A 9,623-nucleotide genomic window follows, 5' to 3' on the forward strand; every position below is an offset into this window, starting at 1 on the left:
CTGTCTATACTTAACGAAGTATTAGAAGCTGCGGTATACTACGCAATCACCTATTTGAGCTATGTACTGCTATAGACATAACTAGTACAGGTCATTGATAGTAAACCTGATTGAGAAAGTCATACCATGAGCCAACAACCTACTCCACCCTTTGAGCCACAAACACCTAACCACTGTGTTGATGCCTTTCGCCGCTTTAGCGTTGCACCCATGCTCGATTGGACTGATCGCCATTGCAGAACCTTTCACCGTAAGCTGACTAAACATGCGGTGCTTTATACTGAAATGATCACCACAGGTGCGATTATTTTTGGTAAAGGGGATTATTTGGCGTTTGGTGCGCATGAGTTACCAGTGGCGTTGCAGTTGGGTGGCTCTGATCCTAAGGCGTTGGCAGAGTGTGCTAAGCGTGCTGAGGAATATGGCTACAGTGAGGTAAACCTAAATGTGGGTTGCCCGTCAGATCGCGTGCAAAATGGTCGGTTTGGGGCGTGTTTAATGGCTGAGCCTCAGCTCGTTGCTGATTGTGTGGCGGCGATGAAGGCAGAAGTGAATATTCCGGTAACGGTAAAAACGCGCATTGGTATTGATGAACAAGACTCTTATGAGTTTCTTACGGCGTTGATTGAAGCCTCGCAGGCGGTGGGCTGTGATGACTTTATCATTCATGCCCGTAAAGCATGGTTGCAAGGCTTAAGCCCGAAAGAAAACCGTGAGGTTCCACCGCTCGATTATCCTCGCGTTTATCAATTGAAGAAAGACTATCCAGATCTGCATATCAGTATTAATGGTGGTGTTAAAACTCTTGAGGAATGTCAGCATCATTTGGTTCACCTTGACGGTGTAATGGTTGGTCGTGAGGCTTATAGCAACCCGTTTATGTTGTCGCAGGTTGATGAGCTATTGTATGGCGAGGCTGCGTTTACGCAAACACGTCATCAGGTGGTAAGAAGCATGTATGACTACTTTGAAAGTGAAATGTCAAATGGCGCGAACTTCTGGCATATTGCGCGTCACATGTTGGGTATTTTTCAAAATCAGCCCGGAGCGAGAGGATTCCGTCGTCACTTATCAGAAAATGGTCACAAAAAAGAGGCTGGCATAGAGGTGATGGAGAAGGCGCTGTCTTTTGTACCTGAAGTGTAAAATATATTGCTTCAATCCTATGTGTGAAAAAGACGATTTTATCGTCTTTTTCACTATTTAATGTCTCTCAATAAATCTATTTTTCTTTTCGAAAAACCTTAACTCAATGATTTAATTTTGTTTTTATTTTTGGCACGGCTCTTGGAATAGTCTAACTATATTATAAAAGGAGCCGAACAATGACCATCATCAACAGAATTGAAGATCTTATCAAAGCGGAACTTAACGCATTACTAGATAAAGCCGAAGACCCACAAAAAATGGCAACTCAGTTAGTGCGTGATTTAGAAGAAGCGCTATCTGATTGTCGTGCAACGGCAGCTGAGCTTATTTGCCAACAAAAAGTAGTGCAGCGTCAAGTTGAGCAAGCAAATAAAGCTGCGGCAACGTGGCAAAGCAAAGCCGAACACGCCCTTGAAAAAGGTCGTGAAGATCTTGCCCGCTCAGCCCTTGAGCAAAAACAGCGAGAAACCGAAAAAGCACATGATGCACAGCAAAAAATTGATGACCTAACGCCTGCACTTGAAAAACTCAGCGCAGATGCGGACAAGTTGCAAAGCAAAATTCAGCAATTAAAGGCAAAAGAAAAGGCCATGTCGCGCCACTTGGAAACTGGTAAGGCAAGGTTAACCATCAAACAAACGCTGAATAGTGACGACATGCGCTCTGCAACGCGCAAGTTCGACGAGTTAGAGCGTAAGGTGGCGCGCCTTGAAGCTGAAGTCGAATCTTATGACTTAGGGCAGCCCGATGTATGTCAGTGCTTTGAAGATGAGCAAAAGCAACAACAAATCGACGATGAATTAGCCCAACTGAAGCAAAAAATGGCGAGCTAGGCTCGCCCACAGCAACGACTGAGCAATCACAGCGAAAGGGGATAAAGATGAAAAATAGATATCAATCAACACTGTCTCAAATGAATAGTTCAAAGAAAATTGGTGGCGTATGTGCACAACTCGCACAACGTTTTGATATGCCAATTTGGTTAACGCGTTTACTAACGGTATTGCTGTTTTTTAAGTTTCCAATGTTTGTAATGCTAGCGTATGGCGTCGCTTGGTTTGCAATGCCAAAAGCGCAATACGAAAACTAAGTACGGCGACGAGGTAGGCACTATGAAAGTCGTGGCCGGTATATTATTAGCGCTGGTATTTTTATTGGTGCTATCTTGGGTGTCGCTGCCACTAATATGGTTAGACATCAGCGATCTGCAACTCGATATGGGATTTGACCTAGGTTGGTTTGGCTTTGAAATACTCACGTTGCTATTTGCAATTGTAGCGCTGGTGGTGCTAGGAGCACTCTTGAGCGCGGGTGTTTTAGGGTTGCTCCTTATTGTGTTCATTGGGCTAGTAATGACATTGCTATTTAATTCGCTGATAGTGCTATTTCCACTCATCTGTATTATTGCAATTGTGTGGTTAGTGGTAGACAAATCTGCTCAAGCAAAAGTTTGAGCAGTGGGTTTTTGTTGGCGGTAGGAGATAAAAAACACGCTAAATTGGGATCTGTGATATAGTTATTTGCAGTTATAAATCCAAGGAAAGCCAACATGAAATCAAGTGTAATCAAAACCTTAATTTTTGCTTTATCAACTTTTATCGGCTTTAACGCTTCAGCTCATCAAGGGCATGAGCATGGTGAACATCATCATGGTTCGGAGCAACTTTCTGTTCACAACGCAACCGTGCGTGCATTTTTACCTGCAGCGCCTTCAACTGCAGGCTATCTCGTTATTGAAAATCCAACGCAGCAAAATAAAGTGTTGGTTAAGGCTGCGCTCGAAGGCGTTAAGCGTGTTGAAATTCATGAGCATGTGCATAAAGAAGACATGATGAAAATGCAACGTGTTGACGAGCTCGCGATCCCTGCGGGTAAATCAGTGACATTTCAGCCTGGTGGTTATCACTTAATGGTATTTGAACCAATAGAAACATTAAAAGTCGGTGAGAAGCGTAAGCTTACGCTATATTTTGCTGATGGCGATAGGATCTTCACAATGGCGGAAGTCGTTACACTTGCAGATATGCTTGGTGGCAAAGAAAAATCAAACGCAGGACATCACTCTCATCACTAAAAACAGTGAGGTATTAAATGGGAAATCATACAGGAAAAATCATCTCTGGCATTATCGCTGTCATACTTCTGGGTTATGTTATAGCCGTATATTGGAGTGTGGAACCAGAACAGTTTGACGTCGTCGCGGCTGCAAAAGCGGATGCGCAGAAAAATGGCAATACATTGGTCACTGGATATGTAACGACACATACCTTGATTAAAGTGACGGATACGCTTTTAAATAAGCCAGGTGGTTACTTGTCGAACGACATGATGCCACCAAGCGTAATGATGGATAACATGCCTGCTTGGGAGTACGGTGTGCTTGAGATGACTCGAGATCTTACACTTTCGATGCGTAAAGACTTTAGTCGTTCACAATCTCAATCGACAGAGCACCCAAGTTTAAAGCTAGCTCAGCCACAGTTTAATATCAGTTCAACAGCGTGGATGTGGCCAAGTGCTGAAGGTGAATATCAAAAAGGTAATGATTTACTACGTCAGTATTTGACTCAAATTTCTGATAACAGTAACCGCGACAGTCAGTTTTATGCGCGTGCTGATAACTTGAGAGCTTGGCTAAAAGAGGCCGAAAAGCGCATGGGCAGCTTAAGCCAAAGATTAAGTGCGAGCGTAGGGCAAGACAGATTAAATACCGATTTAGCTGGGGATTCGGCAGCTGATCAAGCAACCATGACGCCAAGCCATAATATGGTGAAAACCTCTTGGTGGCAGATTGATGATGTGTTTTATGAAGCCAGAGGTGCCACGTGGGCGTTACTGCACTATATGAAAGCGGTAGAGCATGACTTTGGGCCTGTGCTTGAAAAGAAAAATGCACTTATCAGCCTACAGCAGATCATCAGAGAGTTAGAGGCGACTCAAGAGACGGTGTGGAGCCCTATGGTATTAAATGGCAGTGGCTTTGGTTTAGTAGCGAACCATTCTCTGGTTATGGCAAATTATATTTCGCGAGCTAATGCGGCTCTCATCGAACTTAGTGAACTTTTAGCGCAAGGATAACATCATGAAAAAACACTTCTTAGCAGCGGCATTATCTCTCGCTTGCTTAGCGCCTGCTGCACATGCAGATACGGTACTCGGGCTTTATGTCGGTGCAGAAGGGTGGGATACCGAAAGCGAAGGGAGCTTTGCTGAAAAAGGCAATATGCAAACCTTTAACTTTGACGATGAAACTTTTACGAGTTTCTATGCTGCACTTGAGCACCCAGTACCGTTAGTGCCAAATATCAAGTTACGCTATACCGAGCTTGAGTTAAATGGTCAAGCGACGTTAACTGAGTCTTTTGACTTTGGTGGTCAAGTTTATACGGTCGGTACTGACGCGACAACAAACGCAGATCTAAACCACATCGACTACACATTGTATTACGAAGTGCTAGACAATGACTTGTTGACGTTAGACTTTGGTGTGAACTTTAAGCAGTTTGATGGTTCTATCATGGTAACTGGTACTGCAAATGGTCAAACACGCACAGAAGAAGTTGAATTCTCAGGCTTTGTTCCTCTAGGTTATTTGCGCGGTGAGGTGGGTTTACCACTGACAGGGCTAAGTGTTTTTGCCGAAGGCAGCATGCTTGCAATTGATGACAGCAAAATCCAAGATTATCAAATTGGTATCGCTTATGAGTTTATCGACAATATGGCTGTCGATGTTGCGGTAAAAGTGGGTTACCGCTCTATGGTACTTGAGCTAGATGATATCGATGATATCTACACTGACTTGGATGTCTCTGGTCCATTCGCAGGGATCCAACTACATTTCTAAGATAGTGTAGTTTACTCCTTTAGCGGCTTGGTGCGAGTGATCGGCCAAGCCGTTTTGGTTTGTATTGAGTAAATAACCTGAGCTGCGGATAATTAATGCCTTTCTAGCAGCCAGTTTTAGCGCTAACTGCGTTGAATTCACTTCCAATAGCCAGCTATTGGTGCGTAAATTCGCCTTGCCTACAGGATGTAGGTACCTTAGCGAGAGCTGGACGCGGAAGCGGTGTTTTCCCTAAAACTCTCTGGCTAGATAAGGAGAAAACTAAGTTGTGCTTTAGCAACAATGAGTTGGAACATTCCTTATCCAAACCTCAGGTTAAATAGAACAACTTCCTTATCTATCTTCCCACTCGAGAGAAAATTCGCTTTCAAAGGCTTTTTCTACAAGTTGCTTGTATTGTTTATTGATTGGGTTTTGGAGTAATTTTTTTAGCTCGTCTCCGGTTTGCGTCAACTTGTAATAGCTCAGCACCAAGTCATTGGATTTGGCCGTTAAGGTCATTTTTTTACGCAAATACACCAGCTGCATCGATTGTCCTTTTTGTAGTGATGCGGACTCAATTTCTTGTCGATAAAGGATGTTAATGTCCATCAGCGTAAGTATATTTGGGAAGTTCAGCCCTGCCTGGCTTAAGTTGATGGATTCGGTGCTGCCTTTACGCAGTAAATCAAAAATAGACGGCTTTTTATAGTAGCCATGAAGGATAAGGTAGCTATCTTCTTTTTCTAAGTAGCCGCACAGTGGTGCACATCTTTGTAAAGCGGTTGCTTCACGTTGGGTCATCATTTTTAGAGTTTGCAGACTTTTAATTGAAAAAGTGCCGGGTGTAATACTTTCACCCACTAATATCTTTGCCCACAACTTTTGCATAGAGTGATTGGCAATGTCTTCTGCAAGGGTGATGAAGTGTTCCAACCAATCGGGATCGGGGCGACCTCGGGCGGTAACCTCGGGGCATAAGGTAAGCGCCATTCCCATAATGCCCTCAAGATTTTGCTGGCGTTGGATTTTGATTAATTGTTGGCGCTTTAGAGCGCGTTTTAGTGTGCCGTGCTCAGTTCGCACCGTGTATTGGGTGTCTTTATCCTTATCAGACTGATAACGGTCATTTTGAGTGACAAGCGGTGCGATCCGTTTCACCATGGGGTAGCCGAGCTTTTCTTCAATCGAAAGCGCTAAGGCTGATTTTACTTGTGCATTTTTGACTGCCATATCAAGCTCGTAGTTTATACAGTGTATGCATATGATTCACCGCAGAATTGGTTACTTGCGGTAAATACTGCTGCATAAAAAGTGCGATAAAACTGCCAATAAAGGGTGTATTGGCTCTTCCTTCAATCGTGATGGTCAGTTGTTTATCGGCCTGAACGGTAAACAAATTAAGGCTAATTTTGGCTAAATGTTCATCGTCTAAATATAGTGACAGCTCCAAGCTCTGTTCGTTGATTTTGGTGATGGTCATTTCTGCTTCTCCCCAAGGATGCACTAACACTGCTGAGCTGCCCACTCGTTGCTTTTTTGGCAAAATACGAAAATGGATTTCTTCAGCTGTTTGCCAATTAAACAATGCTGGCCAATGCGATAATACCAAAGGAGAAAGTGTTGTGTTATTTGCAGAAATGTCAGTGCTTTTTACCACCTTATAATGGTGTGGCATCGCTAAACCAGCAATCACAATGACAAGTGCCAAAATCATCAGCATTCTAATAGGAGTAGATAAACGTTTGATACAGAATCCTCTTTGGTAAAAAGTATGCTAAATCATCTATTTTGTTCTATGCTCGACTATAATATTTCATGTATGTTAATCAAACAGAACTGTAATAGTAAAAATGTACCATATTTTGTAAGATGGTAAACACTGGAGTGAATCAGTGCCTATAATTAAAGAGTAGTGCGGATTTAAAGGGTAAAACATGGCACCTGAGCAAGAAGATTATTTGTTTGCAGAGCACGAGGAAGTTACTCAAGAAGAAGAAACGACAAGTGCTTTTTGGGATGTCTTAGTCGTTGATGATGATCCTGAGATCCATTCTGTTACTAAACTTGCGCTGTCTAATTTAGAGTTTTGGGGCAAAAAGCTCAGGTTTTTTCACGCCTATTCAGGCAAAGAAGCCATTGAGGTTTTAAAAGAACAAAATAATATCAGTATTTTATTACTCGATGTGGTAATGGAAACCGACGACGCGGGCCTTAATGTCGTGCGCCGAGTGCGCGAAGAGATCAAAAATATGGCAGTACGTATTATTATGCGTACAGGTCAGCCTGGTTACGCGCCAGAAGAAAAGGTCATCCGCGAGTTCGACATTAACGATTATAAGATGAAGACCGAACTCACCCGCAGCAAACTGGTTACTTCTTTACTTACCGCTATCCGTTCTTATCAACAAATTTGTGAGCTTGAAGCGCAAAGCCATGCCCTAGAGCAGATCCTTTCAGCTTCTCGCGCCATACTCGGTCATACCGATATGGGCTCCTTTGCAGCAGCGGTCGTTGCCCAATTGGCAAATATTTTAGATGCGTCAGGCGAGGGCTTAGTGAGTGGCTACCTAGATGATGATATGCATTTAAGGGTGTTTGGCGGTAGTGAGCAGTACCGTGAATTCTTTGGCCATGGTATAGAGCAGCTTGATAATGGTCGTGTCATCATGCAAGTGCAAAACTGTATTGATACCGAATCCCACCAATCTACCACGCATGATATTACCTTCTTACTTGAAAGCAAAAACAAAAAGGCAGCCATTTATTTAGAGCTAGAGGCTGAGCCATCGGAAGCGCAATTGAAGTTTGCCGAGATATTCCTGACTAACGTTGGTGTCGGCCTGGATAATATTAAGCTATTCAATGAATTGCGTGAGGTTGCTTACAAAGATAATCTTACCAAACTGCCTAATCGTGCTAATTTTATTGAGAAAATAGAGTCTTATTTTAACCAGCAGCAGTCGCTTATCTTTATTCTTGTTGATATTGCTCAATTTTCTGACATCAATAACGGCTTAGGTCAAGAAGTTGGGAACTTGTTGTTACTTGGAGTTGCTGAGCGAATTAGTATTGAGTTTCCTGAGGCCCACTTAATCTCACGTATTGGTGCGGATGTGTTTGGCTTTTTAATGCCAGAGTCGCAGTTTGATGAAGAGTCTTTTATTGATAACTTGTGTGTTCCTTACCATGTCGGGGAACATTTGTTGACTATGCACTTTCATATTGGAGTGTGCCGTCAAGAAGACTTCCAACCGCAAGGAATTGAAACCTTAAAACTTGCGTATATTGCGCTTAACCAAGCAAAACAGTCGAGTATTCCACTGGATTGGTATACCCCAGACTTAGAAGAAAAAATGGCTTGGAAGCTAGGGTTAATAAGGCAGCTCAGGCAAGATTTTGAGATGAAAAAACTCGAGGTCTGGTATCAGCCTCAGTTTTCTATTGCTGATCGCAAGGTGATTGGCTGTGAGGCTTTACTGCGTTGGCCTTCTGGAAACGGTAATTATATTTCCCCTGCGATTTTTGTTCCTCTTGCGGAAAATGCAGGGCTTATTGTCGAAATTGGCCAATGGGTATTAGAACAAGCTTGTCAGTTGCAGGCGACTTTGCAACAACAGGGGTTCGGTGAGCTTAGCATTGCTGTTAACGTCTCTGTGCCGCAGTTTAAGGTGCCAAACTATGCACAGCAGGTTAAGGATACTATCTTGTCGTTTAATGTGGAGCCTAAGCATATAGAGCTCGAAGTGACAGAAAGTGTGGTCATGGATGAGGTAAACTCAGTGATCAATACACTCCAAGAGTTACAAGAGTTTGGTGTTGAGGTAGCAATTGATGACTTTGGTACTGGGTTTTCTTCTTTGAGCTATTTGCAAAAACTTCCTTTAGCACGGCTTAAAATCGACCGTGCTTTTGTCAAAGATATTCCTCATGATGACAGCGGTGCAATTGCCGATCTTGTCATCTCTTTAGGTCAGCATCTTGGCCTAAAAACAATTGCGGAAGGTGTTGAGACAGAAGAGCAAATGACGGTGCTACAAAAGCTTGGCTGCGATGAGGTACAGGGATTCTTATTAGCAAAGCCAATGCCTGAAAAGAAACTGCTGGAGTTCTTGGTTAGTCCGAACAATGCGTTTCACGATAGTTGACATTTGTTTTATTTTTGATTGAAAATTAGTTGTTATTAGAGGATAGTGTCTTTCTGAAATGAAGGCTTTTCTCAGGGTATAGTCTCGAATTAAGGAGAATCGAAGTGAAATATTTATTTTTGATATGCGCAGCATTAGGGCTTAGTGCTTGTAGCTCTACCCAACCTAAATCGCAAACGGATACTGAAATAGCTCAAGCTGAAGCCAGCCCGAGAGAGCAGCTATATTGTGATCAAGAGATTATTACAGGTACGCGATTTACGAAAAGGCGTTGCCGTACAGCGGAGCAAAAGGCAGAAGCTGAACGAGAAGCGAAAGAGATGCTACGACGTCAAGCGTCATCAGTTGGTAAGCAATAGACTAATTTTCTAGAATAATGAGAATGCCGTGTTACAAAAAAGCCCCATTAGGGTAATGCTGACCAGTTAAGCAGTTGACCGATCAAAATGATCATGCACAATCCGTAGTTAGGCAACTAACTACGGATTTTTTGTGAATATAGA

General features: G+C 42.9%; 12 protein-coding genes. 9 read left to right on the forward strand and 3 right to left on the reverse strand.

The features are described 5' to 3' along the window. Positions 1 to 126 precede the first annotated feature (126 nt). From dusA to CKO50_RS14350, 7 genes are all read left to right on the forward strand, one after another. Entirely contained in the window at positions 127 to 1,146 is a 1,020-nt protein-coding gene (gene dusA, locus CKO50_RS14320) for a tRNA dihydrouridine(20/20a) synthase DusA (RefSeq protein WP_095728699.1), read from the forward strand. A 179-nt stretch (positions 1,147 to 1,325) separates the two neighbouring features. After that, positions 1,326 to 1,982 carry a PspA/IM30 family protein gene (locus CKO50_RS14325; protein WP_095728700.1) on the forward strand — a complete coding sequence of 219 codons (657 nt, stop codon included), beginning with the start codon at positions 1,326 to 1,328 and terminating at the stop codon, positions 1,980 to 1,982. Positions 1,983 to 2,029: 47 nt separating this feature from the next. Next, positions 2,030 to 2,239, forward strand: coding sequence for a PspC domain-containing protein (locus CKO50_RS14330; RefSeq protein WP_095728701.1), 210 nt, complete (start codon positions 2,030 to 2,032; stop codon positions 2,237 to 2,239). Between the two features lie 22 nt (positions 2,240 to 2,261). Then, positions 2,262 to 2,603: a hypothetical protein gene (locus CKO50_RS14335; RefSeq protein ID WP_095728702.1), complete on the forward strand. Its 342-nt coding sequence runs from the start codon at positions 2,262 to 2,264 to the stop codon at positions 2,601 to 2,603. 95 nt (positions 2,604 to 2,698) lie between these two features. After that, on the forward strand, positions 2,699 to 3,223 hold the full coding sequence (locus CKO50_RS14340) for a copper chaperone PCu(A)C (protein WP_095728703.1): 525 nt from the start codon (positions 2,699 to 2,701) through the stop codon (positions 3,221 to 3,223). Between the two features lie 17 nt (positions 3,224 to 3,240). Next, positions 3,241 to 4,227, forward strand: a complete 987-nt coding sequence (locus CKO50_RS14345; protein WP_095728704.1) for a DUF2333 family protein — start codon at positions 3,241 to 3,243, stop codon at positions 4,225 to 4,227. 4 nt (positions 4,228 to 4,231) lie between these two features. Beyond that, positions 4,232 to 4,993: a TIGR04219 family outer membrane beta-barrel protein gene (locus tag CKO50_RS14350; protein WP_095728705.1), complete on the forward strand. Its 762-nt coding sequence runs from the start codon at positions 4,232 to 4,234 to the stop codon at positions 4,991 to 4,993. Here the strand turns inward: CKO50_RS14350 and CKO50_RS24025 are convergent. The 3 genes from CKO50_RS24025 to CKO50_RS14360 all read right to left on the reverse strand — a co-directional run bounded on the left by CKO50_RS24025 (position 4,982) and on the right by CKO50_RS14360 (position 6,689). Then, entirely contained in the window at positions 4,982 to 5,134 is a 153-nt protein-coding gene (locus CKO50_RS24025; RefSeq protein ID WP_176474673.1) for a hypothetical protein, read from the reverse strand. The genes CKO50_RS14350 and CKO50_RS24025 overlap by 12 nt on opposite strands. Before the next feature lie 192 nt (positions 5,135 to 5,326). Further along, positions 5,327 to 6,205: a TIGR03899 family protein gene (locus CKO50_RS14355; protein WP_095728706.1), complete on the reverse strand. Its 879-nt coding sequence runs from the start codon at positions 6,203 to 6,205 to the stop codon at positions 5,327 to 5,329. Between the two features lies 1 nt (position 6,206). Beyond that, entirely contained in the window at positions 6,207 to 6,689 is a 483-nt protein-coding gene (locus tag CKO50_RS14360) for a hypothetical protein (protein WP_095728709.1), read from the reverse strand. A 220-nt stretch (positions 6,690 to 6,909) separates the two neighbouring features. Between CKO50_RS14360 and CKO50_RS14365 the strand changes: the two genes are divergently transcribed. After that, positions 6,910 to 9,120 carry an EAL domain-containing protein gene (locus CKO50_RS14365; RefSeq protein ID WP_095728707.1) on the forward strand — a complete coding sequence of 737 codons (2,211 nt, stop codon included), beginning with the start codon at positions 6,910 to 6,912 and terminating at the stop codon, positions 9,118 to 9,120. A gap of 104 nt (positions 9,121 to 9,224) precedes the next feature. Next, positions 9,225 to 9,479, forward strand: a complete 255-nt coding sequence (locus CKO50_RS14370; protein WP_095728708.1) for a hypothetical protein — start codon at positions 9,225 to 9,227, stop codon at positions 9,477 to 9,479. The last annotated feature ends 144 nt before the right edge of the window (positions 9,480 to 9,623 follow it).

It is taken from the genome of Pseudoalteromonas sp. HM-SA03, assembly GCF_002289345.1.
In the GTDB taxonomy this organism is placed as follows: Bacteria; Pseudomonadota; Gammaproteobacteria; order Enterobacterales; family Alteromonadaceae; genus Pseudoalteromonas.

Coding starts and splice junctions, on each gene's coding strand:
- dusA (WP_095728699.1), top strand. CDS start 127: ATGAGCCAACAACCTACTCCACCCTTTGAGCCACAAACACCTAACCAC.
- CKO50_RS14325 (WP_095728700.1), top strand. CDS start 1,326: ATGACCATCATCAACAGAATTGAAGATCTTATCAAAGCGGAACTTAAC.
- CKO50_RS14330 (WP_095728701.1), top strand. CDS start 2,030: ATGAAAAATAGATATCAATCAACACTGTCTCAAATGAATAGTTCAAAG.
- CKO50_RS14335 (WP_095728702.1), top strand. CDS start 2,262: ATGAAAGTCGTGGCCGGTATATTATTAGCGCTGGTATTTTTATTGGTG.
- CKO50_RS14340 (WP_095728703.1), top strand. CDS start 2,699: ATGAAATCAAGTGTAATCAAAACCTTAATTTTTGCTTTATCAACTTTT.
- CKO50_RS14345 (WP_095728704.1), top strand. CDS start 3,241: ATGGGAAATCATACAGGAAAAATCATCTCTGGCATTATCGCTGTCATA.
- CKO50_RS14350 (WP_095728705.1), top strand. CDS start 4,232: ATGAAAAAACACTTCTTAGCAGCGGCATTATCTCTCGCTTGCTTAGCG.
- CKO50_RS14355 (WP_095728706.1), bottom strand. CDS start 6,205: ATGGCAGTCAAAAATGCACAAGTAAAATCAGCCTTAGCGCTTTCGATT.
- CKO50_RS14360 (WP_095728709.1), bottom strand. CDS start 6,689: ATGATTTTGGCACTTGTCATTGTGATTGCTGGTTTAGCGATGCCACAC.
- CKO50_RS14365 (WP_095728707.1), top strand. CDS start 6,910: ATGGCACCTGAGCAAGAAGATTATTTGTTTGCAGAGCACGAGGAAGTT.